This is a genomic window from Nonomuraea sp. N2-4H, assembly GCF_045291505.1.
In the GTDB taxonomy this organism is placed as follows: Bacteria; Actinomycetota; Actinomycetes; order Streptosporangiales; family Streptosporangiaceae; genus Nonomuraea; species Nonomuraea fastidiosa.
On sequence record NZ_CP147987.1, the window covers coordinates 3,085,699 to 3,110,951 of the forward strand.

The window sequence follows — 25,253 nt, forward strand, 5'->3', positions numbered from 1 at the left end:
GAACCCCGACCGGCTCTACACCATCACCGGCGGCCGCGCGCACGCCGGCTCCGCCGCGTTCGACACGGTCACCCTCATCGTCGCCGAGGCCGACCCACGGCCGGGGATGCAGTCGGAGCACGTGAAGATCCTGCGCATGGCCCGGCGCCCGGTGGCCGTGGTGGAGATCTCCGCCCGGCTCGGCCTGCCGGTCAGCGTGGTGAAGATCCTGCTGTGCGACCTGCTGGACAGCGGCCGCATCACCGCCCGCCACCCGGTCGCCACGCGGACCCAAGTCCCCGACATCGCAACCCTGGAGCAGGTGCTCATTGGACTCCGCAACCTTTGACGAGGCCGGCACGTCGCTGCCGGCCACCGCCACCGACGCGTTCAAGATCGTGATCGTCGGCGGGTTCGGCGTGGGCAAGACCACCATGGTCGGCGCCGTCAGCGAGATCAGGCCGCTGAGCACCGAGGAGATCATGACGCAGGCCGCGGCCGGCATCGACGACATCAGCCGGGTGGCCGGCAAGCGCTCCACCACCGTGGCCTTCGACTTCGGCCGCATCACGCTGGACGCCCACCGGGTGCTCTACCTGTTCGGCGCGCCCGGCCAGCAGCGCTTCTGGTTCCTGTGGGACCAGCTGTTCAGCGGCAGCCTCGGCGCGGTCGTGCTGGCCGACACCCGCCGCCTGGAGGACTCCTGGTACTCCATCGACCGTCTGGAGGCCCACCGCGCGCCGTTCGTGGTGGCCGTCAACCGGTTCGGGCCGGGCCCCGGGCTCGACCGCATCCGCGACGCGCTGACGCTGCCCGCCGAGGTGCCGCTGCTCGACTGCGACGCCCGCGACCGGGAATCCTGCAAGAACGTCCTGATCACCCTCGTCCGGCACCTGTTGTGCCTGCATAGCCCATCGTCGAGAAAGAGCACGCCGTGACCGACCTTTCCTCCGCCTCCGAGCGTCACCCGTCCAGCGGACACGGAGCCGACCCCGTGCTCGCCGCCGGCTACCCCGAGCACGCCGACGCCGTGCGGCTGTACGGGCCGGCCATCGCCGAGGACCCCGGCACGCTCTACCAGCAGCTACGCCAGCGGGGCAGCGTCGTGCCCGTGCTGCTCGACGGCGACATGCCCGCCTGGTTCGTGCTGGGCTACCGGGAGGTGCACCACATCACGGCCAACCCGCAGTGGTTCGGCCGCGACTGCCGCCGCTGGAACATCTACGACCGGCTGCCGGCCGACTGGCCGCTCATGCCGTACGTCGGCTGGACCCCCTCGGTCATGTACGCCGAGGGCGGCGAGCACCAGCGCCGGGCCGGCGCCATCGGCGACGCGCTCGACGCCGTCAACCGCATCGACCTGATCGCCACCTGCGAGCAGGTCGCCGACCGGCTCATCGACGCCTTCGCCGGCGACGGCCGCGCCGACCTGATCACCCAGTACGCCTACCAGATCCCCGCCCGCATCGTGGCCCGCCTGTACGGCCTGCCGGAAGGCGACATCCCCGCCCTCGTGCAGGACGTGTTCGACTCGCTCGACGTCGGCGACAACGCCGTCTCCGCGCACCAGCGGCTGCACGCCAGGATGGCGCAGCTCGTCGCCGACAAGCACGCCCGCCCCGGCAACGACGTGCCGTCGGCGCTGCTCGCCCACCCGGCCAGGCTGACCGACGACGAGATCATCATCGACCTGCTGGTGGTGATGGCCGCCGCTCAGGCGCCCACCAGCAACTGGATCGGCAACACCCTGCGCCTGATGCTGGTCGACGACGGCTTCTCGGTCACGCTGCAGGGCGGCCGCAGCAGCGCCGCGCAGGCGCTCAACGAAGTGCTGTGGAAGGACACCCCCACACAGAACTTCATCGGCCGCTGGGCCGTGCAGGACTGCCACCTCGGCGGGCGCCGCATCCGCAAGGGCGACCTGCTGGTGCTGGGCTTCTCCGCGGCCAACAACGACCCGAACGTCCAGCCGGGCACCCACAGCGACTCCAGCACCAACCGGGCGCACATGTCGTTCGGGCACGGCGAGCACGGCTGCCCGTTCCCCGCGCCCGAGCTGGCCGAGATCATCGCGCGGACGGCCGTGGAGGTGCTGCTCGACCGGCTGCCCGACGTGACGCTCGCGGTCGCGCCGAAGGACCTGCGGTGGCGGCCGTCGGTGTGGATGCGCGGCCTGTACGGGCTGCCGGTGGTGTTCACGCCCACCCTGCCGCTCATGCCCGCGGCGGCCGGGCGGCGCGGCGCATAGAACCGCAGAGAACGCCGGCCGGGCGGCGTGGCGCATCGAAGTCGCCGCCCGGCGGGGAAGCGGTCAGGCCACCGGGGTGAAGCGCACCGGCAGCGAGGCCGGTCCCCGGGTGAAGACGCCCTGTTCGACCACCTCGGCCCCGTCGGCGAGCCGCAGGTCCGGCATGGCGTCGAGGAGCTGGTTGGTCGCCACCTCGACCTCGGTCTTGGCCAGCAGCGCGCCCACGCAGAAGTGCCGGCCCAGCGCGAACGCCAGGTGCGTGGCCGCCGCCGAGAACGCGGTCGACTCCTCCAGCTCCGAGCGGAAGATGTCGAACGTGTCGGGGTCGGCGTAGCGCTCCTCGTCGCGGTTGGCCGCGCCGATCAGGCACGTGACCGTGCTGCCCGCTGGCACCACGCCACCGCTCAGCTTCACGTCCTGGGCCGGCTGCCGCATGATCATGTGCACCGGCGGGGTGTAGCGCAGGGTCTCGGCGAACGCGCGCGCGATCAGGCCGCGGTCGCGGCGTACGGCGTCGAGCTGGTCGGGGTGGCGCAGCAGGTTCGTGAACAGGCTGGCGATCCCCTTGTCGGTGGTCTCCCCGCCGGCGGTCAGCAGCAGGCTGCAGAACGCCTTGATGTCCTCATCGCTCATCCGGGTGCCGTCGATCTCCGCCCGGCACAGCGTGGACAGCAGGTCGTCGCCTAACTCGGCGCGCCGCCGCCGCACAATGGGGATCATGTACGCGGCGAACTCCTCGCGCGTGCGCAGCCCCCGCTCGGTGACCTCGGGGTCCTGGCTGAGGTTGCCGAGGAAGGCGATGATCGAGGTGTACCAGGCGTGGAAGCGGTCGTGGTCGGCCTTGTCGAGGCCGAGCATGTCGACGATGACGTTGATGGGGAAGCGGGTGGCGAACTGCGCCACCAGGTCGGCTTCGCCGTCGTGCCGGAAGCCGTCGATGAGCTCGCGGCTGTTGCGCTCGATGACCGGCATGAAGGTGCGCCGCAGCTCCGCGCCGCGGAACGCGGGCACCACCAGCGCCCGGCGCACGGCGTGCTCGCGCCCGCTCATCTGCAGGAACGTGCGCCCGTGCACGGGCTCCAGCTGCCAGTCGTAGTTGGCGGTGGTGAACACCTCGTCCTTGAAGGCACGCTCGACGTCCTCGTACCGCGAGATGATGTAGCTCTGAGTGCCCTCGTGCCACAGCAGTGGCGCCTCGTTCCGCAGGACGCGGTAGGCGGAGTACGGATCGGCCATGAACTCCGGGGAGAGGATGTCGGGCGTGTTGCCAGGCGCGGTCATGACGCTCCCTCGCTACGCGGTCGTTTTACCGGAAGGCCCGACTTCACCCTAAGTCGCCACATCCGTACGATCCATAGTCCCTGAGCTGGGCGGGAGTCAGGCGCCCAGCTCGAGGTCCTGCCGGATCGCCTGCCCGGCGGCGCGATGCTCGGCCGCGGCGGCCGGGTCGGTGGCCTCAAGCACGGCCGCGATGCCCTCGTGGGCCAGCGCCTCCTTGTGCCGGTGTCCCATCCTGGTGGCCAGGTCGAGCGCCTGGCGGTGCAGCCGCAGCGCCTCGCCGGTCAGCCCGGCCTGGCGGCAGGTCTCGCCGTACGCGTCGAGGAAGTGCACCTTCCACTGCTCCTCGAACAGCTCGTCCAGCAGCGTGAACGCCTGCCGGTGACTGGCCAGCGCCTCCTCGTGGCGGCCCATCCTGCGCAGCGCCACGCCCAGGCAGTTGAGGCACCACGCCTCGTTGTGCCGGTGCCCGTCGCCGCGCGCCAGGTCGAGCGCGCGGCGCAGGTGCGCGGCGGCCTCGTCCGGCTGCTCGTCGGCCAGCGCCATACCGAGCGTGATGAGCGCGGTGAGCCCGGCCGGCCAGGCGGGGTCGTCGTAGTCGATCGCCAGCACCTCGCGGGCCAGCTCGGCGGCCTCCTCCCGCCGGCCGAGCTGGAGCATCGCCCACGCCTCGTACGCGGTGGCGTGGGCGGCGCCCTCCCGGCAGCCGGCCCGCTCGTACAGCTCGCGCGCCTGCCGGAACAGGTCGAGCGGCGCGTCGCCCCTGCCGTCCTCCCAGCTCAGGTAGCCGCGGCGCATCAGCAGGTCGGCCTGGGAGCGCAGGTCGCCGGTCTTCGCCACCAGGGGCGCGGCCGTCTCGTACGCGGCCGCCGCCTCCGCCATCCGGCCCGCGTTGTAGCGGGCGAAGCCCAGGTCGCTGTGCGCCTCGGCGAGCCGCCACGGATCGCCGAGCCGTTCGGCCGCCTCGACCGCCCGCTCGAACAGCGCGTTGAGGTGCGTGGTGCCGCAGCGGCGGGCGAAGTACGTCCGCATGAAACGCGGCAGCTCGCAGGCGTGGACGTCGGCCCCGAGCGCGATCGCCAGCTCGAACGCCCCCATGAGGTTGGCGTACTCGGCGGTGAACCAGGCCAGGGCGGCGTGCTTGCCGGCGAAGCGGGGCAGCGCGGACGGGGCCGGGCCCGCGGTGGGCGGGCGGCTGCCCGACGGGTGCGGCATGGCCGCGTCGGCGGCGGCCGCGGCGTGCACGTAGTAGCCGAGCAGCCGGCGCAGCGCCTGGTCCCGCTCGGCGGGGGAGTCCTGCTCCTCGCAGGCCCGGCGCGCGTGCTGGTGCACCAGGTCGTGCAGCGTGTAGCGGCCGGCGGCGGGCTGCTGGACGAGATGGGCGTCCAGCAGGTCCTCCAGCATCGCCCGCGCGTCGCGCAGCGGCAGGCCGGCCAGGGCGGCGGCCACGTACTCGTCGAAGGACGACCCGGACAGCAGGCCGAGCAGCCGGAACAGGCGGCGCTGGGCCCGGTCGAGCTGGCGTACGGACATCGCGAGCGCGGTGTCGAACTCGCTGCCGCCCTCCGCCAGGCGCTCGGCGAGCACGCCCACGGTCCAGCCCGGCCGGTGCCGCAGCCGGGCCCCGGCCAGCCGCAGCGCGAGCGGCAGGTGCCCGCACATCCGCAGCACCTCGGCCGCCGACTCCGGGTCCTGGGCGAGCCTGCCTTCCCGGCCGTCCGGTTCGCCGCTGGCGCGGGCCAGCAGCGCGGCGCTCTCCTCGGGGCTCAGCACGTCCAGCGAGACCGGTGGCACCTCCTCCAGGCCGATCAGGCGGTTGCGGCTGGTGATCAGCGCGACGGACGGGCCCGCGCCGGGCAGCAGCGGGCGTACCTGCTCGGCGTTCGCGGCGTTGTCGAGCACCACGACGGCCCGCCGCCCGGCCAGCTCGGCCCGCCAGCAGGCGGCCAGCGGCTCGATGCCGCCCTCCTGCGGGATCTTCTCCGACGGCGTGCCGAGCGCGGAGAGCAGCGTGCGCAGCGCGGGGTCGGGGCCGAGCGGCTCGCGGCCTTCGGTGAAGCCGTGCAGGTCGATGTAGAGCTGCGCATCGGGGTAGTCGGCGGCGAGCCGGTGCGCGGCGTGCACCGCCAGACAGGTCTTGCCGACGCCCGCCATGCCGTCGATGGAGACCACCCGGCTGCTCGCCACGGCATCGAGCACGGCTTCGAGCTCGGCCTGCCGTCCGGTGAAGTCCGGTACGTCGCGCGGCAGGTCGTTGCGCGGCGGGTGGGGGCGCCGGCGGGCGGCGCGGGCGGCTGCACCTGGCGGGTGGCCTTCGGCGGTGCGGGCAGCGGGCTGTTGGCGCGTTCCCACAGCGGACGGAGCTGGCGCGGGTCGCGCTTGACCTGACGGCACAGCTCGACCACGGCCGGCCAGGGCGCCACCGACCGGCCGGTGAGATAGCGCGACAGCGACGAGGAGCTGAGCCCCGCGTCGCGGGCGAGCGCGCGCACGCTGCGCCCGGACAGCTCCTGGATCAGCCGGAGCCGGGTGGCCAGCTCGTCGCGAGGGTCCGCTGTAGTCCGCTGGTGCACCGTTTCTCCGCCTTTGTGTCCCATTGCGCGGCAAATCTATCGAACCGGATCTCCGCAGGCCAGCGGCGTCGCGGGTGTCCCACGGTGTCCCACGGGCATCGTGCCGGCGCGCCGGGACGGCTGTGATGGAGTCACGCCCGGCCGACGGGGCCGGCGGACACCTGGAGAGGAACCATCGATGCAGGCACGAATGAAGAACCCCGCCTTCGTCCTTCCCGGCGCGACGGACGGCATCCAGCAGCTGTTCAAGGCGGTGCACAGCGGCGGCGTTGACCAGAGCACGCTGGAGCTGGTGCACCTGCGGGCCAGCCAGATCAACGGCTGCAGCTCCTGTGTCGACGCCGGAGTGAAGAGCGCGCGTAAGGCCGGGGTGGACGAGGAGCGGCTGGCCACTGTCGCCGCCTGGCGGGAGGCGCCGTACTTCACCGACGAGGAGCGGGCGGCGCTGGCGCTCGCCGAGGCGGCCACCCGGCTCGCCGACCGTCCCGGCGCCGTGAGCGACGAGATCTGGGACCGCGCCGCCACCTACTTCGACGAGAAGCAGCTCGCCGCGATCATCCTCATGGTCGGCCTCACGAACCTGTTCAACCGCGTCAACGCCACCACTCGCCAGATCGCCGGCGCGTGGGGCTGAAACCCCATACTTTCCCCCACACCTATAGATACGCCGTAGATACGCCGCAGAAAGGACCACATCCCATGGCTGCCAAGAGCACCACGAGCTACGAGGGCTTCACCGAGGAAGAGCGTGCGGCGATGAAGGAGCACGCGCAGGAGCTGAAGAAGGCGGCGCGGCGCGGCGCGAAGAGCAAGGCCGACGGCGAGGCCGACGTGCTCGCCAAGATCGCCGAGTTCCCCGAGGGCGACCGGCGGCTAGCCGAGCGCGTCCACGCCATCGTCAAGGAGAACGCGCCGCACCTGACCCCCAAACTCTGGTACGGCCAGCCCGCCTACGCCAAGGACGGCAAGGTCGTCTGCTTCTTCCAGCCCTCGTCGAAGTTCAAGACCCGGTACTCGACGCTCGGCTTCAACGACGCGGCGAGCCTCGACGACGGCGTCATGTGGCCGACCGCGTACGCGCTGACCGAGCTGGACGCCGAGACCGAGAAGCGCATCGCCGAGATCGTCCGCCGCGCGGCGGGCTGAACGGCCGGTTCCGGAGCGGCGACGGCTCCCGGCACGCCGGGAGCCGCTCTCCGGGCGGTCACGCCCCCCGGCGGGCCGAGGCGCGCAGGCCGTCCAGCACGACCGTGGTGAGCGGGTCGTCGAAGCGGGCCGCGGGGCGGCGGATCACGGCGCTCACCACGTCCAGCACCTGCTCGGGAGAGAGGTCACGGCGCAGCGAGCCCTCCTGCTGCGCCCCCGCGACGATCTCCAGCATCAGCTCGCCGACCTCGTCCCTGAGCTTGACGCAGGCAGGGGGCGGCGGCGCCGGCCCGGCGAGCGAGGTGATCAGCGCCAGCGGCTGCCAGGCGCAGTAGCGCACGACGTCGAGCAGCACGTCCCAGTACGTCCCCCGCCGCTCGTCGAGCCGGGCCCGGATGCGGCCGCGCAGGCCCTCGAGCGTCACCTCCGCCAGCTCCTCCACCATGGCGCGGCGATCGGGGAAGTGGCGGTAGAGGGTGCCGACGCCCACACCGGCCCCTTGGGCGATCTCCTCCATCGAGACGCCGGGCCCGCGCTCGGTGAACAGCTCGAGCGCCGTCATCAGGATGCGCTCGCGGTTGCGCCGCGCATCGGCCCGCATCATGCCTTTCGCTCCTCAACGTGAATATCGCATTCCGGTTAGTGTAGCATCCCAAGCGGAACCGGAATTTCCACTTCATTTTAAGGAGCTCGGCATGAAACTGGGCATCGCCCTGCTGACCGGAGGCTCGGACCTGGACACCCTGCTGGAGCAGGTGCGCGCGGCCCGCGAAGCCGGGTTCGACAGCGCGTTCTTCAACCAGTTCGCCTCGCTCGACGCGATCAGCGTGGCCGCCCTGGCCGGACGGCTGAACCCCGGCATGGAGGTGGGCACCGCCGTCGCCCACACCTACGCCAGGCACCCGTACGCGCTGGCCGAGCAGGCACTCGCCGCGAACGCCATCAGCGGCGGCACCTTCACCCTCGGCCTGGGCCCCAGCCACAAGCACCTCGTGGAGGACCTGTACGGCGTGCCGTACGAGCGCCCCGCCGTGCACGTACGCGACTACCTCACCGCCCTGCGGCCGCTGCTGCGCGGCGAGCCCGTCGACTACCAGGGCGAGACGCTCTCGGTGAAGGGTCAGCTCACCCCGCCGGGCGCGGTCGCGCCGCCCGTGCTGCTGTCGGCGCTCGGCCCCGTGATGCTGCGCATCGCCGGCGAGCTGGCCGACGGCACGATGACCACCTGGACGGGCGCGCCGTTCATCGCCGACTACATCGCGCCGCGCATCACCGCCGCCGCCGAGGCCGCGGGACGGCCCGCACCCCGCATCGTCACCTCCGTCATGGTGTGCCTCACGTCCGACCCCGACAGGGTGCGCGGCGAGCTCCAGGCGCAGATGGGCTTCGCCGGCGAGTTCGCCGCCTATCGCGCGGTGCTCGACCGGCAGGGCCTGTCCGGCGTGCACGAGCTGCTCGTCGCCGGAGACGAGAGCACCGTCGAGAAGGAGATCGCCAGGTTCGAGGCGGCCGGGGTCACCGACCTGGTGATCAGCCCGCTGGGCAGCGCGGAGGAGCAGGCCCGCACGCTCGCGTACTTCAGCCGCTGACCCCGTCCGCGCGGACGTAGGCTCGCCTCATGGCAGTACCCGGCGTCCGCCGGCACGGCACCTGGGAGGTGGCCGCCCCGCACACCCCTGAGCCGGCGCGCACCGCCAGGTGACCGGCCGGAGCGCGGGCGGGCAGGCTCAGCCGGCGCGGACCTCGGCCATGACGCGGCGCATGTCGGCGATGGCGTTGAGCGTGCCGCGCAGCGTGCCGGTCACCTTGGAGCGGCCCTTGCGCGGCAGGTAGTCCACCTCCACCTCGCCGATCCGCCAACCGGCCGCCGCCGCGCGCAGCACCATCTCCAGGGGATAGCCGAAGCGGCGGTCGGCCAGGCCGAGCGAGAGCAGCGCCGCACGCCTGGCCGCCCGCATCGGGCCGAGGTCGTGGAGGGGAGCGCCGGTGTGCCGGCGCAGGATGCCAGCCAGCACCGCGTTGCCCAGCCGGGCGTGCACGGGCCAGGCGCCGGCCGCGCCCGGCACCCGCCGCCCGAGCACCAGGTCCGACTCGCCGCCGAGGACCGGCGCGGCGACCCGGTGGAGCTGGCCGGGGTCGAGCGAGGCGTCGGCGTCCATGAAGCACACCACCTCGGCGGACGCGGCGAGCAGCCCGGCGTGGCAGGCCGAGCCGAAGCCGCGTACGGGCTCGCGCACCACCTCGGCGCCCAGCTCGGCGGCGATCTGCGGCGAGCGGTCGGTGGAGCCGTTGTCCACCACGATCGGCCGGTAGCCGCCGGGCATGCGCTCCAGCACCCAGGCCAGCGCGGCCTCCTCGTTCAGGCACGGCAGGATCACATCGACGGTCATGACCTGGCGAACTCCTTCATACCGGCGTCGAACCCGATCTCGGCGCGGAAGCCGAGCTCGGCGGCGGCCCGCGCGGGCGAGGCCACGATGTGGCGCACGTCGCCCAGCCGGTAGCGGCCGGTGACCTGCGGCTGCGGCCCGCCCCGTTCGGCGGCGAGTGCGGAGGCCATCTCGCCCACGGTGTGCGGGCTGCCGGAGGCGATGTTCCAGGCGCGCAGCGTGCCGGCCGGGACTTCGGCGGTCACAGCGGCGAGGTTCGCCCTGGCCACGTCGCGTACGTGGACGAAGTCGCGCCGCTGGCGGCCGTCCTCGAACACCTGCGGCGGCCGTCCCGCCCGCAGCTCCGAGCGGAAGATCGCGGCGACGCCCGCGTACGGGGTGTCGAGCGGCATGTGCGGCCCGTAGACGTTGTGGTACCTGAGCGCCGCCGCGCTGCCGCCGGTCTCCCTGGCCCAGTTGGCGGCCAGGTGCTCCTGGGCGAGCTTGGTGGTGGCGTAGGCGTTGCGCGGGTCGGGCGGCGTGTCCTCCCCGACCTCCGCCCAGGCCAGCGGCTCGCCGCAGTGCGGGCACGGCGGGTCGAACCTGCCGCGCTCCAGGTCCGCCACGGCGCGCGGGCCCGGCCGGACGTCGCCGTGCTCGGCGCAGGCGTAGCGGCCCTCGCCGTAGATCACCATCGAGGACGCCAGCACCAGCCGCCGCACGTCGTGCCTGGCCATGGCGGCGAGCAGCACGGCCGTGCCGTACACGTTGACCGAGGCGTAGTCGGGCAGGTCGGAGACGTCCACGCCGAGCCCGACCTTGGCCGCCTGATGCACCACCACCTCGACGCCGGGCAGCAGCGCGTCCAGGGCATCCGGGTCGCGCACGTCCACGCCGTCACTGATGTCCAGGCCGACGACGTCGTGCCCGGCGTCCCGCAGGCCGTCCACGACGTGCCGGCCGATGAAACCGGCCGAGCCGGTGACCATGACTCTCACGCCGCCGACGCTAGCCGTCCGCCACCGCCGCGCGACCGCGCGTAAGGGGTTCGTAAGGGTTCTTACGGACCCCGAACAACCCCCGCCGCCGGGCCCCGCGAGCCGTCGCGGGATGCCAGGCTGCGCCCCGTGAGCCGAACCCTCTTCGCATCCGGCGCGGCGCTCGCCGCCCTGGCGGCCGTCCTGGTCGTGACCGTCTCGGGGCCGCCCCGCCTCGGGTGGTACCTGGCCGCGTGGGCGCTGTTCGCCGCCGCCGTGCTCGCGGCGCGGCGGCTGCCGGAGAGCCGGCTCGGCCCGCTGGTCGTCGCGGGCGGGATCGTGCTGGCCGCCACCGGTCTGACCGCGCCGCCGAGCAGCAGCACCGACGCCTACCGCTACGTCTGGGACGGCCAGGTGCAGGCCGCGGGCATCTCCCCGTACGCCTACCCGCCGTCCGATCCGGCGCTGGCCGGGGTGCGCGACCCCTGGCTGTTCCCGCAGGACTGCACCGGGCTGTACCCGCTGCCCGACGGCGGCTGCACGCGCATCAACCGGCCCACCGTGCCGACGATCTACCCGCCGCTCGCACAGGGCTACTTCCTGCTCGTCCACTGGCTGTCGCCGGAGGACGCGGGGCTCAAGCCGCTGCAGGTGGCCGGTTTCCTGCTGGCCGTGGCGGCGCTGCTCGTGCTGTGCCGGGTCGCCGGGCCGCGCAAGGCCGTCTACTGGGCGTGGTGCCCGGCCGTGCCGGTGGAGGCGGTCAACAACGCGCACGTCGACATGCTGGGCGTGCTGCTCGTGGTGCTGGCCTTCACCGTCGTACGGGGGCGCGGCGCGCTGCTCGGCGCCGCCGTCGCGGCCAAGCTCCTGCCCGTCACGGCGCTGCCCGGCGCGCTGGCGGGCGACCTGCGCCCGCGCCGGATCGTGGCCACGCTCGGTCCCGCCGTGGCGGTGGTGGCGCTGTCGTACGTGCCGTACGTGCTGGCCTCCGGCCCCTCCGTGATCGGCTACCTGCCGGGCTACCTCAAGGAGGAGCGCTACGAGGAGGCCGCCGACGGCAACCGCTACGCCGTGCTCCGCCTGCTGCTGCCGGACTCGTGGGCGCCGTACGCGGCGATCGCGCTGCTGGCGCTCGTCGCCGTCCTCGTCCTGCGTCATGGCGACGCCCGCCGGCCCTGGGACGGCGCGCTGGTGGTGAGCGGCGCGTTCCTGCTGCTGCTCACCCCCGGCTACTCCTGGTACGCGCTGCTCGTGGTCGCCCTGGCCGCGATGGCGGGCCGCCCGGAGTGGCTGGGCACGGCGCTGGCCGGCGCCATCGCCTACGTGGACGGCCCGGCCGGGCCCGGCGTCCTCGCCACCGTCTTCTACACCGCGTCCGCGCTGGCCGTGGCCGCCGTGCCGCTCGCCCGGCGGCCGGTCATGGCCGGGATCTCAGCGAAGGAATGAGTACCCTGAACGAGCCGCAGATCGTGATCATCGCCAAGGAGCCGCTGCCGGGGAAGGTGAAGACCCGGCTGACGCCGCCGTTCAGCCAGGAGGAGGCCGCGGCGCTGGCCGAGGCCGCGCTGTGCGACAGCCTGCGCGCCGCGTCCGCGGTGGCCGCCCGGCCGGTCCTGGCGCTCGACGGGCTGCCGGGACGCTGGCTGCCGCCGGACGTCGTGGTGATCCCGCAGCGCGGTGCCGGGCTGGACGAGCGCCTCGCCGCCGCGTTCACCGACGCCCACCGGCTGCGGCCGGGGCCGATCGTGCTCATCGGCATGGACACCCCGCAGGTCACGCCGGAGCTGCTGCGCGAGGCGGCACTGGCGTTAGAGGACGACGACGCGGTGTACGGCCCGGCCGCCGACGGCGGCTTCTGGCTGCTCGGCCTGCGCCGCCCCGCCCCGTCGCTGCTGCTCGGCGTGCCCATGTCGCATCCGGAGACCGGCAAGCACCAGCTCGACCGGCTCGACCGCGCCGGGCTCAGCGTGCGCTGGCTGCCCGAGCTGATCGACGTCGACACCGCCGCGGACGCCGCCGCCGTGGCCGACGCCGCGCCGGGCTCCGGCTTCGCGGCCAAGCTGCGGGAGCTGGGCCGATGATCGGAGACCTGTACGCCGAGGCGCTCGCCGGTGAGACGGCCGAGATCGAGTACGTGGACGGCACCGTCGTGCCGCTGGAGGCCGCCCGCTGGTTCCGGCTCATCGACGGCGACGAGGAGCTGCTGAGCCGCTGCGCCAGCCCCACCCTGGACGTGGGCTCCGGGCCCGGCCGGCGCACCGCCGAGCTGACCAGGCGCGGCATCCGCGCGCTCGGCATCGACATCACACCGCGCGCGGTCGCGCTGACCCGGCGGGCGGGCGGGTTCGCGCTGCTGCGCGACATCTTCGACGAGGTGCCCGGCAGCGGCAGATGGGCGACCGCGCTGCTGGCCGATGGCAACATCGGCATCGGCGGCAACCCCGAGGCGCTGCTGCACCGGATCAGGCAGTTGCTGCGGCCGGGCGGCACGATCCTGGCCGAGGTCGCACCGCCCGGCACCCGCAGCAGGGTGGACCGGCTCAGGCTGCGCCGGGGCGCGCGGGCGGGTGAGTGGTTCGGCTGGGCCACGGTCTCGGCCAACGACGTGCGCCGGATCGCGCTGGCCGCCGGCTTCGCCGGCGCCGAGTGCTGGACGGCGCACGGCCGCTGGCTGGCCCGCGTGTACTGACTACTGGTAGCCCCAGGCGGCGGCGTACTTGGCGAGCTTGGGCGGCAGCGTGACGTCCTCGAACGTGCGGGCGGCCTGGATGCGTCCCGACTTGATGGTGTCGCTGCGGTCGCCCAGGTTCGGCACGAACTGCCCCTGGTAGTGCTTGCCGTAGTCGAGCATGCCCGGCTCCCACTCCACGCCCAGGTACGCGCAGATCTCCCGGGTGACCGCCTCGGGCCGCGCGGTCAGCTCCTCATAGCGCACGCTCAGGCCGCCGATCTCGTTGCGGGCCCGCTCCAGCGGCTTGAAGTACTTCAGCGCGGTCGCCTCCAGCGACTCCCGGGTGGCGGTGTTGTCCTTGCGCTTCTGCAGCGAGGAGACCACGCCCTCCGGGTGGCGCAGCATGAACAGGAACTTCGCCTCCGGCCAGACGTACCGCAGCCGCTCCCAGATGAAGACGTTGCCCGGCGTCTTGTCGACGATGATGTCCTTGCCGCTGCGCAGCAGCTCCAGGTGCAGGATGCGGTCCCACAGGACGTGCTCCAGCTCCACCTTGTCCAGCTCCAGCTCCTGCATGGACGCCTCGGAGAAGCCGGGCGTCAGCGCCACTTCGATGGTGCGCAGGTGCAGCTCGTGCGGGGCGCGGATACGCGAGTGGCTGTTCAGCAGCATGCGCAGCAGCGTCGAGCCGGAACGTATGGGGGCGATGACGAAGACGGGGGAGCGCACCAGCCGCGGCACCGCCGGGACGTTGTAGTCGACGATCTGGGTGCGCTTCGGGGGCCGCCGCGCCTTCAGCCCCTCGGCGAGCCCGGAGTTGCCCTGCTCCGAGCTCGGAAACTGCCGGGGTGGCCGTAGCGCCTCGCGGAGAAGTCGTGCTCGCCGTTTGAACCCTTTGTGTACGACTCCCATGGCGCGACTTTCGATCCTTCCGCCCCCATGGCCCCTGGGCCCGCGCGGACGGCTGTCAGGGGTCACGGCGGCTCGGTGACTTGCTCGGGGGCTGTCACCATATACGGCAAAACTGAGGATTTCCTGCGAAAACCCCCGGTGGGAGCCGTGGTCAGCGGGCGCGCATCACCGCCGGCTCGTGGCGCCGCAGCAGGCGGGCCACCGCGAACGAGCAGACCACGGCGAGCCCGGCCAGCACCCCCACGTCGAGCAGCCACGTGCCGAGGTCCCGCTCCCACAGCGGGTCCGGCGGGTCGTCGGTGAGCGGCATGAGCAGGCCGACGTCGAGCGTGGCCGCCAGCGCGGCCAGCGCCCACCGGGCCGGGACGAGCCAGGCGATCTGCTCCATCACCGCCTTGCCCTCCAGGTGCACCAGCGCCCCGCAGAACACGAGCTGCACCAGCGTGGCCAGCACGAGCAGCGGCATCGTCGTCTCACTGGTCTTGGCCACCGCGGAGATGAGCAGCCCGACCGTCATCGCGGTGAACGACAGCAGCGCGACGGCGATCGCCAGCTCCGCCATCGGGGCGGTGAACACCCCCTCGCCGGGCGTCTCGACGTTCACCATCGCCACCAGCGTCAGCACGACCCCCTGCGCCACGGTGATCAGGCCGAGCACCAGCAGCTTGGAGCACAGGTAGGCGGATCTTGACAGCCCCACCGCGCGTTCGCGCTGGTAGATGACGCGCTCCTTGACCAGCTCGCGCACCGCGTTGGCGGCCCCGGTGAGGCAGCCGCCCACGCACAGGATCAGCAGCAGGTTGACGGCGCTGGGGTTGCTGCCCGGCGGCCCCGTCAGGTCGCCGGTCGGCACGACGCGGGCGAGCAGTCCCATGAGGATCGGCAGGACGAGCGTGATGCCGAGGAACAACCGGTCCGCGACGATGCCCCGGCAGTAGCGGCGCACCAGCGTGCCGAGCTGCCTGTGCCAGCTCTGCTGCTTCGGCGGTGCCGACCGGTGCACGGGCGCGGACGGCGTCGCGGGCTGGATGAGGTCGGCGGTGATGTACTTCTGGTGCAGCGGCGAGCGGGCGTACTCGCCGGCCCAGTCGCGGGTGCGGTCGTCGAAGGCGAGGAACACGTCCGCCCAGTCGTCGAACCCGAGGAACGGCAGCGCCTCCCCGGGCGGGCCGAAGTAGGCGATCTTCCCGCCCGGCGCCATCACCAGGAGCCGGTCGCAGACGTCCAGGTTCGCGACGCTGTGCGTGACCACCGCGACCGTACGCCCGTCGTCGGCCAGGTCCCGCAGCAGGTGCATGACCGACTTGTCCAGTCCCGGGTCCAGCCCGGACGTCGGCTCGTCGAGGAACAGCAGGGACGGCTTGGTCAGCAGCTCCAGGGCCACGCTGACGCGCTTGCGCTGGCCGCCGGACAGCGCCGAGATGCGGGTGTCGGCGCGGTGGTCCAGCCCGAGCTGGATCAGCACCTCGTCCACCCGCCGCTCCCGTTCGCGAGGGCTGGTGTCGTCGGGGAAGCGCAGCTCGGCGGCGTAGAGCAGGGCGCGGCGCACGGTCAGCACGCTGTGCAGGATGTCGTCCTGCGGCACCAGCCCGATGCGCGAGCGCAGCTCGGCGTAGTCGTGGTAGAGGTCGCGGCCGTCGTAGGTGACCACGCCCTGGTCGGCGGGGCGCAGCCCGGTGAGCGCGCGCAGCAGCGTGGACTTGCCCGACCCGCTCGGGCCGACGATCGCCAGCAGGCACTTCTCGCCTACCGGGAACGTCACGTCGTCCAGCAGCACCTTGCCGCCGTCCACGGTGACGGTCAGGCCGTGCGCCTGCAGGCACACCTCGCCGGTGTCGGCGTACTCGGTGAGCGTGCCGCCCGCCAGCCGGAACGTCGAGGTGCCGATGCCGATGAAGTCGTCGGGGGAGATGCGGGCGCGCCGCACCGGACGGCCGTTGACGTACGTGCCGCCGCGGCTGTTCAGGTCCACGATCTCGGCGACGCCCGCGGTGACGCGCAGCTCGGCGTGCCGCCGGGACAGCCGCAGGTCGGTGAGCACGATGTCGTTGTCGGGGGCCCGCCCGATGCGGACGACCTGGACGCCGGTGAGGTCCGTGATGGAGACCGGCTCGCGCCACTGACCGGCGCGCGGGAACGGCACCGTCCCCGCCGCCGGGCCCACCGTGGGATCCTCCACGGTCTGCACCGCGGTCCGGGCTCCCGCCTGTACGGCCTGCGCCATCACTCGCGTGCGTCGAGGAACCGGGGGAGGCGGCGGGGTGGCGGCGCGGAAGCGGACCAGCCCGGGTCCCGACGCCTGGCCGAGACCGACGCTGGTGCCCGGGTTCACGACGACGCGCTGGACGCGACGGCCGCTCGCGTACGTGCCGTTACGGCTGCCCGCGTCCTGCAGCAGCCACTGCCCGCCCTCGAACCAGAGCACGGCGTGGTGACGCGAGACCCGGTCGGCGTTGACCACGATGTCCGATCCCGGGTCGCGGCCGAGCCGGTACGACCGCCCGGGATCGAGGACCACCGACCCGCCAGGGCCATCGATGACAAGCTGCGTCACGAAACCGCCTTTCTCCCTCGGGACGTGCGGAGACGGGTGCGGGCACCGCCACCGCTCGCCCGGAAACCCATGATCGTAGGCCACCGTTCCGAAAAGAGGCGGTGATCGCGGACGTTTCAAAAATGCTCGTACTGTCGGGGCTCATCCCTGCACCTGCACGACCCCCGCGGCGCCGGGTGACGGTCACACGGAGGGCGCGGCCTCGTCGGCGGGCTGCTGCGGGCGGGGCCACGGCCGGCCGACGAGGCGTTCGATGTCCTCGTTGAACTGCTGGAAGTCGGCGACGAAGCGCTCAAGCCGCTCGGGCGGCCACCCTTCCAGCACCTTCGTCAGCCCCTCGACGATCCTGGCGCGGTCGGCGGCCAGCCGCCGCCGGCCCTCACGGGTGATGCGGAACTTGCGGGCCAGGCTGCCGTGGGGGTCGAGGGTGCGTTCGACCAGCCCGTCCTTGAGCAGGGCGGCGGTCTGCCGGTTGAAGGTGGACGCGGCCAGCCCGAACGCCTCGACGAAGTCCCCGATCGACATCGGGCCCTGCACTTCGAGCCTGCTGAGCAGCACGTACGCGCTGCGCTCAAGGCGCTCGCCGTCGGGCCCGCCCTGCGGCGTGGTGAGCTCGCGCTGCCGCGTGAGGATCATCAGCTCCCGCTCAAGATGGGCGCTCGCCTGCTCGGCGTCCATGGGCGAACCTCCGCTCGTGCCTTCCGCTCACCTGCACCCTACGGCAATGTGCATGATGCTCAGAGAATGCATGATGCAACTCGTGTGCATGATGCTTTTCGTGTGTATCGTGCACAAAGGAGATGTCCTGGCGAGCGCGCCAGCGCCGCGGCGAACGGTCGAGGAGGCCATATGACGAGCGACGAACAGGTCCTGTCCTACCCGCTGCCCTACGAGACGGCACTGGAGCCGCCCAAGGAGTGGGAGCGGCTGCGCGGCCAGTGCCCGGTGGCCACCATCGAGCTGCCCAGCGGCGACCGCGCCAAGATGCTCACCCGCCACGCGGACATCAAGGCCCTGCTGACCGACCCCCGCTTCGCCCGCCCCACCGCCGCCGACAACGCGGCCAGGGTGGCACCCGAGGGTTCGGGCGGTGCGGCGGCCACCGGCGAGTCCACCATGGTCGTGCCGATGAAGGGCGAGCAGCACCTGCGCTGGCGGCGGCTGGTCGGCAAGTACTTCACCGCCAAGCGCATGGCCGCGCTGCGCCCGTCGATGACCGCCACGGCCGAGCACCTCATCGACGAGATGGTCCGCAAGGGCGCTCCCGCCGACCTGAAGGCCGCCCTGGGCTTCCCGCTGCCGGTGTACGTCATCTGCGACATGCTGGGCGTGCCCGCCGACGACCGGCATCGCTTCTCCCGCTGGTCCGACATGTTCCTCAGCGTCACCCGCTACACGCAGGAGGAGGCGCGGGCGGGACAGGCCGAGTTCGCGGCGTACATGTCCGAGCAGATCGCCGGCAAGCGCGACGGCGACACCGACGACCTCATCGGCATGCTCATCAGGGAGAGCGAGGGCGAGGGGCAGGGCATGTCCGACGCCGAGCTGCTCAGCACCGCGATGGGACTGCTGGTCGCCGGGCACGAGACCACCGCCAACATGATCGGCAAGATGGTCGCGCTGCTGCTGGCCGACCGCAGCCGGTGGGAGCGGCTGGTGGCCGATCCCTCCCTGGTGCGCACGGCGGTGGAGGAGTCCCTGCGCTTCGACGCCAACCACGGCTTCGGCCTGCGCCGCTACCTGACCGAGGAGGCCGAGCTGGGCGGCGAGGTGCTGCCCGCCGGGACGACCGTGCTGTGCGCCATGGCCTCGGGCAACCGCGACGAGTCCGTCTTCGACCGCGCCGGCGAGATGGACCTCGGCCGCAGCCCCAACCCGCACCTGACCTTCGGTGCGGGCCCGCACTCCTGCCTCGGCCAGGCGCTGGCCCGCACCGAGCTGCAGGTGACGCTGGAGACGCTGCTGCGCAGGCTGCCCACCCTGGAGCTGGCCGTGCCGCCGGAGGACCTCAAGCGGGTGGAGGGCCTGCTGGTCGGCGGCCTTCAGGAGGTCCCCGTCCGCTGGTGAGGCGGCCGGGAACGCGACGACCCGCCGGGAGCGGCTCCCGGCGGGTCGTTTCATGCGGACGAGGTCGATGCGGCCTCGGTTCGCCTGCGGTGCCGGCATGCGTGCGGTGCCCGCCGCCGTGCCGATGCCGTCAGCTCACCGTGCCGGTGCTCGCCTCGGTGGCCTCGGTCAGCTCGGCGTCCTCCTCGCCCTCGCGGGCGTGCGCGTCCACCTCGACCTGCTTGCGCTCGGCGCGGACCAGGTCGCGGTGGCCGAAGGCGAGGATCACGATGCCGAGGACGATCGAGCACGCCCCGATCAGGAACGGCACGTGCACGTTGAAGGACTCGGCCAGCTTGCCGGCCGCGAACGGGGCCAGGCCGCCGCCGATGAAGCGGACGAACCCGTACGCCGCCGAGGCCACCGGCCGCTCCACGGGCGCCACCATCATCACGGCCTGCGTGGTGAGCGTGTTGTTGATGCCGATGAAGATGCCGGCCACGATCACCGCGGCGACCAGCACCGCCGGGTTGTCGGTGAAGGCGGCGATGACGAAGATGACGACCGCGAACAGCGCCAGGTTGCCGTAGAGCGTGGGCGCCAGGCCGAACTTGCGCTGCAGCCAGGGCGCGCCGGCCACCGAGAAGATCGCCACCATCAGGCCCCAGCCGGTGAAGACCAGGCCGAGCTCGATGGCGTGCAGCCCCATGGGGAACGGCGCGTAGCCGAGCACGGTGAAGAAGCCCCAGTTGTAGCAGAGCGCGGTCAGGCTCATGACGAGCAGGCCGCGGTGGCGCAGGGCCTTGATCGGGTCGAGCAGCCCGGTCTTGCGCGCCGGTTTGGGCTGTGCGCGGACCAGGGTGATCGTGGCGACGAGCGCGATGGCCATGAGCACGGCGACGCCGTAGAAGGGGCCGCGCCAGCTGATGTGGCCGAGCAGGCCGCCGAGCAGCGGGCCGACGGCGATGCCGACGCCGAGCGCGGCCTCGTACAGGATGATGGCGCCGGAGAAGCCGCCGCTGGCGGCGGCCACGATGACGGCCAGCGAGGTCGCGACGAACAGCGAGTTACCGAGGCCCCAGCCGGCGCGGAAGCCGATGATGCCGCCGATGCTGTCGGAGGATCCGGCCAGCGCGCTGAAGACCACGATCAGCACGAGACCGGCGATGAGAGTCCGCTTGGCGCCGATGCGGCTGGACACCCAGCCGGTGACCAGCATGGCGACGGCCATGATGACCAGGTAGCTCGTGAAGAGCAGCGTCACCTGGCTGGGCGAGGCGTTCAGATCTTCGGAGATGGCGGGCAGGATCGGGTCGACGAGCCCGATGCCCATGAACGAGATGACGCAGGCGAAGGCCACCGCCCAGACGGCCTTCGGCTGCCGGAAGGGATTGCCGGCGCTGCCGCCGCTCATATGTTGCCTCCAAGTGCGCGAGTGACCAACCGGTCGAGTGCGGGCAGTGCGGCGGCGATGGCGGCCTTATCCGCCTCCGGTAGCTCGGCCATCGCATCGGCCAGCCGCTTGGCCAGCGCCTCACGGCGCCTGGCCAGCTCGTCGCGGCCCTGCTGGGTGATCGCGACGAGCACGACGCGGCCGTCCTCGGGGTCGGGACGGCGCTCTGCCAGCTCCTCGCGCTCAAGGCGGGAGACGAGCTGGGTCATCGCCGGCTGCGTGACGCCCTCAAGCTCGGCCAGCTCGGTGAGACGGCGCGGGCCGCCGCGTTCGAGGTGGCCCAGCGTCGACATCGAGGTGAACGACCGATCCCGCGGGAAGTCGAGCAGCCGCATCATCGTCCTGACCCGCATCAGGCCGGTGGCGAGCTCCAGCTCGTTCATCTGTTGAGAGGGGGGATCATCTTGCATAAGACACTTATATCATCTGCTTATGTATGCGAGCGCACGAGGGCCCGTGGGCCCGGTGCCGGGGGGTTCAGGAGGTCACGGGGTCGATCGTGTAGTACGGGCCGAAGTCCACCTTGTCTCCCTTGTCCAGCAGCCGCCGCATCAGCTTGCCGTCGAAGGAGACCACGCGGACCTCATCCCTGCTCGTGTTGTCGTTCTCCCAGCAGTACAGGTGCTGCTCGTCCCACCAGCCGAGCACCTTGTCGCAGTCGGAGGTGAAGCGGTACACCCGCTGACTGGTGGCCGAATCCCAAACGCAGGTCTCGCCGTCCTTGCCGTTCGGACATGCGGTTGTGAACAGCCGGCCCGACGGCGAGAAGATGTCCATCGTGCCCGAGGCCACTGGCCCGACGCCCGGCACGTCGCGGACGTGCTCGCCGGAGGCGTCGAAGAAGCGCAGGCCCCTGCCCTCGCCGTACTCGATGACCACACCCTTGTCCTCGGCGTCCCACGCGAAGTCGCTGCCGCGGATCTCCTCGTCGTTCACCCGGACGATGTTCGCCTTGGCGGTGGCCACGTCGATGATGACGAAGCCGATGGTGTACCACTCCTTGTCGTCGCCGCTCCCGACGCGCTGGCTGGTGTTGAGCAGAACCTTGGAGCCGTCCTTCGTCCAGTGGCGGATCTCGGCGATCAGCGGGTCGCGCACGGTCTTCACGCGGAAGCTCGAACCGTCGCGCCGGTCGGTGATGAGGATGGAGTCGTATCCGTCGGAGGTGTAGTCCTCGGGCCTGGTCGCCAGGTAGCGGCCGTCAGGGGAGAGGGCCGCTTCGAGATCGTCGGAGTACTTTGTGAACTCGCCGTTCAGGGACTGGCGGGCGTACTCGGTATCGCCCACGACGTAACGGGTGAGCGTGATCGGATCGGACGGACTCTCGTGCAGCGTGATGTCACCGCCGGGCAGCTTCCTCCTGGTCGGTGTGGCCGCGGGCGTCGGGGTGGAGGAGTTCGACGGCGTGGGCGAGGTGGCATCCGGTGCGGTGGGGGCCGGTGTGGTGGTGGCCGGAGCGGCCGAGGCCGGTGGCGAGTTGTCGCGTCCCAGGAGGGTCGGCACCGTGATCGCGGCGGTCACGGCGGCCGCGGCGACCAGGGTGCTCGCGATGATCATGACCTTGCGGCGCTGGCGCCCGGACGGGCCGGTGGGCGGCGTGCGGGGCCCGGAGGGCACGGCGGCGATCGGCCCTCCGGCCGGCGCGCCGGCCGCGCCCGGGGGCGGCGGGGCGGTCGGTCCCGCGACCGATCCGGCGGGCGTACCGGCGGCGGGCTCGGCCTGCTTGGTGCCCTCGGCCAGCGGGTTCACGCCCGGCTTGGGCGAGCGCAGGAGCTGGGTGATCACCTCCATGGCGGTGGGCCGGTCCGCCGGGTCCTTGCTGAGGCAGCGGCGCGCCAGGTCGGCCAGCTTGCCTTCGAGCGCCCCGAGCTGCGGGTCCTCGTTCAGCACCCGGCTCATCACGGCGTGCGTGCCGTCGCTGCCGAACGGTGCCCGGCCGCAGGAGGCGAAGACCATCGCGCCGGCCCAGGAGAACATGTCGGCCGCCGGGCCCACGCCCTGTCCCAGAATCTGCTCCGGCGCCATGTACGCGGGCGTGCCGATCTGCGTGCTGCTCGTCATCGTGGCCGGGTCGAGCGTACGGGCGATGCCGAAGTCGATCACCCGCGGGCCGCTGGCGCTCATGATGACGTTGCCCGGCTTGAAGTCGCGGTGCACCACCCCGGCCTCATGGATCGCGGCCAGCGCGGTGGCGGTGCCGATGGCCAGGCGTTCGAGATCGCCGCCCGCGAGCGGGCCGTTCTCGCGTACCACCCGGTCGAGCGAGCGGCCCTCGACGTACTCGCTGACGATGTACGGGCGGCCGTGCTCCTTGCCCGTGCTCAGCACCGCGGCCGTACAGAACGCCGCCACCCGCCGCGCGACCTCCGCCTCCCGCAGGAAGCGCGCGACGCTGTCTTCGTCGTCGGACGGGCGCAGCCATTTGATGGCCACGCGCACGTCCATGGGGGTCTTGGCGAGGTAGACGACGCCCTGCCCCCCTTCGCCCAGCCTTCCGAGAAGCTCGTAGCCGCCCAGCTGCTGAGGGTCACCGGGCAAAAGCGGCGTGAAGTCGGCCATGCGTCATTGTGATACCACGTTCTGGATCTATCACAACCTTACTTTTCGATAACCAGCGCTCGACTTTCGCGGTCAGGCGGGCGTCCTGGCCGGTCGTACGGCATGGAAAGATCAGCATGTGACCGATTCCGCGCAGCCACAGGCACTCGCCCGCCGTTCCGCCGCCGCGCTCGACGCCGCCGTCGCGGCCGGGCGCGAGCTGGGGCTCACCGTGACCGACGCCGAGGTGCTGCACGACTTGTTCTCCGTGGTCGTGCACCTGGCTCCCGCGCCGGTGGTGGCCAGGGTGCCGGTGGTGCTGCCCGCGTACGCGACTCCCGACGTGCTGGCCCGCCGCCAGCAGGCGGAGCTCGACGTGACCCGCTGGCTCGCCGGGCGGGGCGTTCCGGTGATCGCGCCGAGCCCGCTCGTGCCCGCCCGGCCGGTGCGGCGCGACGGGTTCTCGATGACGTTCTGGCAGTACGCCGAGGAGGACCGCGGCAAGGAGCCCGACTACGCCGCCAACGCCGAGAGCGTGCCCGCGCTCCATGCCGCGCTGCGCGACTGCCCGGTGCCGCTGTCGTTCCTGTCGGCCGCCGAGCCCGAGTTCGTCGAGGACAGCCTCGGCCGGCTGGGCGACCGGCCCGATCTCATCGCCCCCGCCGACCTCGACCGGGCCCGCCGCGAGTGGCGGGAGCTCGAACCCCTCGTACGCTCCCGCGCCGCCTTCGAGCAGCGCTTCCCCGGCATCGAGGTGCAGCCGGTGCACGGCGACGCCCCGGCGGCCAACATCTTCCACGGCGTCGCCGGCGACCTCTACTCCGACTTCGAGCTGGTCACGCTCGGCCCCGTCGAGTGGGACCTCGCCGGGCTCGGCCCCGAGCTCGCCGCCGCCTACGACCGCGGGGCCGAGCGCCAGGGCCTGCGGCCGCTCGACGCAGACGTGCTGCGCTTCACCGACGCCATCGGCATGCTGCGCGTCATCGCCTGCCTCGACCTGGTGCCGCAGCTGCCCGTGCTGCACGACTACCTGCAGCCGGCCCTGGAGCGGTGGCGGCCGGCTGACCGGTCGTCACGACTGCGTGCGGGTCCACTGCTGGTTGGTGCCGCTGCCGCAGGTGTACTGCTGGATGTCGGCGCCGTCGGCCGTCGAGCCGCCGACCACGTCGAGGCACTTGCCGCTGTGGCGGGCCCTGAGCTGGTAGTAGCCGCCGACCTGGGTCCACTGCCACTGCTGGTTGGCGCCGCCCGTGCAGGTGTACTGGATGATGTTCGCGCCGTCGGCCGTCGAGGCCCTCGCCACGTCCAGGCACTTGCCGCTGCCGACGCTGACGATCCGGTGGTAGCCGCCGCCGGCGTCCTGGACGTACCACTTCTGGTTGCCGCCGCCGTTCCACGAATACTGCTTGATCTCGGCGTTGTCCGCCGTGGACGCGCTGACCACGTCCATCACCTTGCCGCTGTGCCGGGCGGTGATCCGGTACGCCTGCCCCGGGCCCGAGCCGGTGATCTCCCCGGTGGCGGCGTCGATCGTCACCTGCGCGTGCCAGCTCAGGCTCATGCTCGTCGCCGACGGGAACGTGATCGGCAGCCACACGTACTGCGAGTCGTTCACCGGCCCGCCCCACGCGCCCGCCCACCGGTCGCCCATATAGAGGTAGCTCGTCGTCGAGCTGCCCTGCACCGGCAGCACGAACGCCGGTTGCGAGCCGAACGTCGTGCCGTCGCCCACGTTCGTCCAGCCCGTCCACGGGCCCGAGACGCTGGGCGCGGTGGCGTACTTGGCCTGGTTGGGACTCCACCCGGTGGCGCCTGAGGTCAGCAGGAAGTACGTCGAGCCGCGCTTGAACATCGCCGGGGCCTCCCGGTGCGCGTCGTTCCAGAAGTTGCCCACCAGCGAGGCGACGTTCAGGTAGTCGGGGGTCAGCCGGTAGATGTGCAGGTCGTAGTTCTCGTCCGCGGCCGAGATCATGTACGCGGTGCCGCCGTCGTCGTACAGCGTGATGTCCCGCGACATGTGCAGGCCCAGCGGACGGAAGCTGCCGTGGTAGGTGTAGTCGCCGTCCACCGTGGCCGACGAGGCGACGGCGGCCCGCGCCTCGCTGTAGTCCCGGCCGTTCTCCTTGTGCATCCACATCACGTACCGGCCGGTGGCGGCGTTGTAGATGACCTTGGGCCGTTCGATGTTGGCGACGTTCAGCTCGGGGTGCGACGAGCTGGTGAGCACGTCGCGCCGGAACTCCCAGTTCACCAGGTCCGTCGAGCGGTAGACGGACACCGCGCGGAACGTGTTGTCGGGGTTGCGGTTCTCGCCGAACCAGTAGTAGTAGCCGCCCGCCTTGAGCACGCCGCCGCCGTGGGCGTGCAGGACGTTCCCGGCGGTGTCGCGGAACTGGGTGCCGTTGGTGATCGTCAGCGGCGCGGCCTGGGCAGGCGCGGACGGGATCGCCAGGGCGGTGGCGATCAGCAGGGCGGCGGCCAGCGCCCGCCGCAGGTTTCGGAGCATGCA

At 72.4% G+C, this 25,253-nt stretch carries 22 protein-coding genes and 2 pseudogenes; 11 read left to right on the plus strand and 13 right to left on the minus strand.

Translation table 11 applies throughout. The features are described 5' to 3' along the window. Nucleotides 1-22: 22 nt before the first annotated feature. From WBK31_RS14200 to WBK31_RS14210, 3 genes are read left to right on the plus strand one after another with little or no spacing between them, the layout of a single operon-like run. Nucleotides 23-328: a DUF742 domain-containing protein gene (locus WBK31_RS14200; RefSeq protein ID WP_378790248.1), complete on the plus strand. Its 306-nt coding sequence runs from the start codon at nucleotides 23-25 to the stop codon at nucleotides 326-328. Then, a complete protein-coding gene (locus tag WBK31_RS14205; protein ID WP_378789198.1) occupies nucleotides 309-917 on the plus strand; it encodes an ATP/GTP-binding protein in 609 nt (202 codons plus the stop codon). Before WBK31_RS14200 ends, WBK31_RS14205 begins: the two co-directional genes overlap by 20 nt. Beyond that, nucleotides 914-2,227 (plus strand): cytochrome P450, encoded by a 1,314-nt coding sequence (locus tag WBK31_RS14210; RefSeq protein ID WP_406674993.1) that lies wholly within the window; start codon nucleotides 914-916, stop codon nucleotides 2,225-2,227. The genes WBK31_RS14205 and WBK31_RS14210 overlap by 4 nt, the downstream gene beginning before the upstream one ends. Nucleotides 2,228-2,290: 63 nt before the next feature. On the opposite strand, the gene WBK31_RS14215 is transcribed toward WBK31_RS14210, so the two are convergent. From WBK31_RS14215 to WBK31_RS14225, 3 genes and pseudogenes are all read right to left on the minus strand, one after another. Beyond that, nucleotides 2,291-3,508: a cytochrome P450 gene (locus WBK31_RS14215; RefSeq protein ID WP_364050524.1), complete on the minus strand. Its 1,218-nt coding sequence runs from the start codon at nucleotides 3,506-3,508 to the stop codon at nucleotides 2,291-2,293. A gap of 96 nt (nucleotides 3,509-3,604) precedes the next feature. Then, nucleotides 3,605-5,857 carry an ATP-binding protein gene (locus tag WBK31_RS14220; protein ID WP_406674994.1) on the minus strand — a complete coding sequence of 751 codons (2,253 nt, stop codon included), beginning with the start codon at nucleotides 5,855-5,857 and terminating at the stop codon, nucleotides 3,605-3,607. Nucleotides 5,858-5,922: 65 nt separating this feature from the next. Beyond that, nucleotides 5,923-6,102: pseudogene (locus WBK31_RS14225) on the minus strand (helix-turn-helix domain-containing protein); the annotation flags it as partial. Nucleotides 6,103-6,256: 154 nt separating this feature from the next. Between WBK31_RS14225 and WBK31_RS14230 the strand changes: the two are divergent. Beyond that, nucleotides 6,257-6,712 carry a carboxymuconolactone decarboxylase family protein gene (locus tag WBK31_RS14230; protein ID WP_364050530.1) on the plus strand — a complete coding sequence of 152 codons (456 nt, stop codon included), beginning with the start codon at nucleotides 6,257-6,259 and terminating at the stop codon, nucleotides 6,710-6,712. Nucleotides 6,713-6,777: 65 nt separating this feature from the next. Further along, nucleotides 6,778-7,224, plus strand: a complete 447-nt coding sequence (locus WBK31_RS14235; RefSeq protein WP_406674995.1) for an iron chaperone — start codon at nucleotides 6,778-6,780, stop codon at nucleotides 7,222-7,224. 58 nt (nucleotides 7,225-7,282) lie between these two features. Here WBK31_RS14235 and WBK31_RS14240 read toward each other — a convergent pair whose 3' ends face one another. Continuing rightward, a complete protein-coding gene (locus tag WBK31_RS14240; RefSeq protein ID WP_364050536.1) occupies nucleotides 7,283-7,828 on the minus strand; it encodes a helix-turn-helix domain-containing protein in 546 nt (181 codons plus the stop codon). Between the two features lie 91 nt (nucleotides 7,829-7,919). Here WBK31_RS14240 and WBK31_RS14245 point away from each other — a divergent pair, with 91 nt between their 5' ends. Continuing rightward, nucleotides 7,920-8,813, plus strand: a complete 894-nt coding sequence (locus tag WBK31_RS14245; protein WP_406674996.1) for a TIGR03564 family F420-dependent LLM class oxidoreductase — start codon at nucleotides 7,920-7,922, stop codon at nucleotides 8,811-8,813. 138 nt (nucleotides 8,814-8,951) lie between these two features. On the opposite strand, the gene WBK31_RS14250 is transcribed toward WBK31_RS14245, so the two are convergent. Together WBK31_RS14250 and WBK31_RS14255 are read right to left on the minus strand one after the other, a co-directional pair. Beyond that, complete coding sequence (locus tag WBK31_RS14250) at nucleotides 8,952-9,614, minus strand: glycosyltransferase family 2 protein (protein WP_364050542.1); 663 nt, start codon at nucleotides 9,612-9,614, stop codon at nucleotides 8,952-8,954. Continuing rightward, nucleotides 9,611-10,591, minus strand: coding sequence for an NAD-dependent epimerase/dehydratase family protein (locus WBK31_RS14255; protein WP_364050545.1), 981 nt, complete (start codon nucleotides 10,589-10,591; stop codon nucleotides 9,611-9,613). The genes WBK31_RS14250 and WBK31_RS14255 overlap by 4 nt, the downstream gene beginning before the upstream one ends. Nucleotides 10,592-10,720: 129 nt before the next feature. On the opposite strand from WBK31_RS14255, the gene WBK31_RS14260 reads away from it, so the two are divergent. The 3 genes from WBK31_RS14260 to WBK31_RS14270 are packed head-to-tail and all read left to right on the plus strand — an operon-like array spanning nucleotide 10,721 to nucleotide 13,259. Next, the gene (locus WBK31_RS14260; protein ID WP_364050548.1) at nucleotides 10,721-12,016 is read left to right on the plus strand and encodes a glycosyltransferase 87 family protein; all 1,296 of its coding nucleotides are present in this window, start codon (nucleotides 10,721-10,723) and stop codon (nucleotides 12,014-12,016) included. Beyond that, complete coding sequence (locus tag WBK31_RS14265) at nucleotides 12,013-12,651, plus strand: TIGR04282 family arsenosugar biosynthesis glycosyltransferase (RefSeq protein WP_406674999.1); 639 nt, start codon at nucleotides 12,013-12,015, stop codon at nucleotides 12,649-12,651. Before WBK31_RS14260 ends, WBK31_RS14265 begins: the two co-directional genes overlap by 4 nt. Continuing rightward, nucleotides 12,648-13,259: a class I SAM-dependent methyltransferase gene (locus WBK31_RS14270; protein ID WP_406675000.1), complete on the plus strand. Its 612-nt coding sequence runs from the start codon at nucleotides 12,648-12,650 to the stop codon at nucleotides 13,257-13,259. Before WBK31_RS14265 ends, WBK31_RS14270 begins: the two co-directional genes overlap by 4 nt. Here WBK31_RS14270 and WBK31_RS14275 read toward each other — a convergent pair whose 3' ends face one another. The 3 genes from WBK31_RS14275 to WBK31_RS14285 all read right to left on the minus strand — a co-directional run bounded on the left by WBK31_RS14275 (nucleotide 13,260) and on the right by WBK31_RS14285 (nucleotide 17,385). Continuing rightward, on the minus strand, nucleotides 13,260-14,153 hold the full coding sequence (locus tag WBK31_RS14275; protein ID WP_364050557.1) for a sulfotransferase: 894 nt from the start codon (nucleotides 14,151-14,153) through the stop codon (nucleotides 13,260-13,262). Between the two features lie 151 nt (nucleotides 14,154-14,304). Further along, nucleotides 14,305-16,707 (minus strand): FHA domain-containing protein, encoded by a 2,403-nt coding sequence (locus tag WBK31_RS14280; protein ID WP_406675001.1) that lies wholly within the window; start codon nucleotides 16,705-16,707, stop codon nucleotides 14,305-14,307. Nucleotides 16,708-16,890: 183 nt separating this feature from the next. Continuing rightward, nucleotides 16,891-17,385: a MarR family winged helix-turn-helix transcriptional regulator gene (locus WBK31_RS14285; RefSeq protein WP_406675002.1), complete on the minus strand. Its 495-nt coding sequence runs from the start codon at nucleotides 17,383-17,385 to the stop codon at nucleotides 16,891-16,893. A gap of 171 nt (nucleotides 17,386-17,556) precedes the next feature. On the opposite strand from WBK31_RS14285, the gene WBK31_RS14290 reads away from it, so the two are divergent. Beyond that, nucleotides 17,557-18,774: a cytochrome P450 gene (locus WBK31_RS14290; RefSeq protein WP_364050566.1), complete on the plus strand. Its 1,218-nt coding sequence runs from the start codon at nucleotides 17,557-17,559 to the stop codon at nucleotides 18,772-18,774. A 130-nt stretch (nucleotides 18,775-18,904) separates the two neighbouring features. Here the strand turns inward: WBK31_RS14290 and WBK31_RS14295 are convergent, their stop codons facing one another. From WBK31_RS14295 to WBK31_RS14305, 3 genes are all read right to left on the minus strand, one after another. Then, nucleotides 18,905-20,167 (minus strand): MFS transporter, encoded by a 1,263-nt coding sequence (locus WBK31_RS14295; RefSeq protein WP_364050569.1) that lies wholly within the window; start codon nucleotides 20,165-20,167, stop codon nucleotides 18,905-18,907. Then, nucleotides 20,164-20,589, minus strand: a complete 426-nt coding sequence (locus WBK31_RS14300; RefSeq protein ID WP_364050572.1) for a MarR family transcriptional regulator — start codon at nucleotides 20,587-20,589, stop codon at nucleotides 20,164-20,166. Before WBK31_RS14300 ends, WBK31_RS14295 begins: the two co-directional genes overlap by 4 nt. A gap of 94 nt (nucleotides 20,590-20,683) precedes the next feature. Next, a complete protein-coding gene (locus WBK31_RS14305; protein WP_364050575.1) occupies nucleotides 20,684-22,765 on the minus strand; it encodes a serine/threonine-protein kinase in 2,082 nt (693 codons plus the stop codon). Nucleotides 22,766-22,883: 118 nt separating this feature from the next. Here WBK31_RS14305 and WBK31_RS14310 point away from each other — a divergent pair. Next, nucleotides 22,884-23,801 (plus strand): annotated as a pseudogene (locus tag WBK31_RS14310) (aminoglycoside phosphotransferase family protein); the annotation flags it as partial. 15 nt (nucleotides 23,802-23,816) lie between these two features. Here the strand turns inward: WBK31_RS14310 and WBK31_RS14315 are convergent. Further along, a complete protein-coding gene (locus tag WBK31_RS14315) occupies nucleotides 23,817-25,250 on the minus strand; it encodes an RICIN domain-containing protein (RefSeq protein WP_406675003.1) in 1,434 nt (477 codons plus the stop codon). Nucleotides 25,251-25,253 lie beyond the last annotated feature (3 nt).

Excerpts from the sequence above, each read along its gene's own strand:
- WBK31_RS14285 (WP_406675002.1), bottom strand. The coding sequence starts at position 17,385 with ATGGACGCCGAGCAGGCGAGCGCCCATCTTGAGCGGGAGCTGATGATC.
- WBK31_RS14305 (WP_364050575.1), bottom strand. The coding sequence starts at position 22,765 with ATGGCCGACTTCACGCCGCTTTTGCCCGGTGACCCTCAGCAGCTGGGC.
- WBK31_RS14215 (WP_364050524.1), bottom strand. The coding sequence starts at position 3,508 with ATGACCGCGCCTGGCAACACGCCCGACATCCTCTCCCCGGAGTTCATG.
- WBK31_RS14300 (WP_364050572.1), bottom strand. The coding sequence starts at position 20,589 with ATGAACGAGCTGGAGCTCGCCACCGGCCTGATGCGGGTCAGGACGATG.
- WBK31_RS14270 (WP_406675000.1), top strand. The coding sequence starts at position 12,648 with ATGATCGGAGACCTGTACGCCGAGGCGCTCGCCGGTGAGACGGCCGAG.
- WBK31_RS14295 (WP_364050569.1), bottom strand. The coding sequence starts at position 20,167 with ATGAGCGGCGGCAGCGCCGGCAATCCCTTCCGGCAGCCGAAGGCCGTC.
- WBK31_RS14230 (WP_364050530.1), top strand. The coding sequence starts at position 6,257 with ATGCAGGCACGAATGAAGAACCCCGCCTTCGTCCTTCCCGGCGCGACG.
- WBK31_RS14275 (WP_364050557.1), bottom strand. The coding sequence starts at position 14,153 with ATGGGAGTCGTACACAAAGGGTTCAAACGGCGAGCACGACTTCTCCGC.
- WBK31_RS14240 (WP_364050536.1), bottom strand. The coding sequence starts at position 7,828 with ATGATGCGGGCCGATGCGCGGCGCAACCGCGAGCGCATCCTGATGACG.
- WBK31_RS14235 (WP_406674995.1), top strand. The coding sequence starts at position 6,778 with ATGGCTGCCAAGAGCACCACGAGCTACGAGGGCTTCACCGAGGAAGAG.
- WBK31_RS14245 (WP_406674996.1), top strand. The coding sequence starts at position 7,920 with ATGAAACTGGGCATCGCCCTGCTGACCGGAGGCTCGGACCTGGACACC.
- WBK31_RS14290 (WP_364050566.1), top strand. The coding sequence starts at position 17,557 with ATGACGAGCGACGAACAGGTCCTGTCCTACCCGCTGCCCTACGAGACG.
- WBK31_RS14250 (WP_364050542.1), bottom strand. The coding sequence starts at position 9,614 with ATGACCGTCGATGTGATCCTGCCGTGCCTGAACGAGGAGGCCGCGCTG.
- WBK31_RS14265 (WP_406674999.1), top strand. The coding sequence starts at position 12,013 with ATGAGTACCCTGAACGAGCCGCAGATCGTGATCATCGCCAAGGAGCCG.
- WBK31_RS14315 (WP_406675003.1), bottom strand. The coding sequence starts at position 25,250 with ATGCTCCGAAACCTGCGGCGGGCGCTGGCCGCCGCCCTGCTGATCGCC.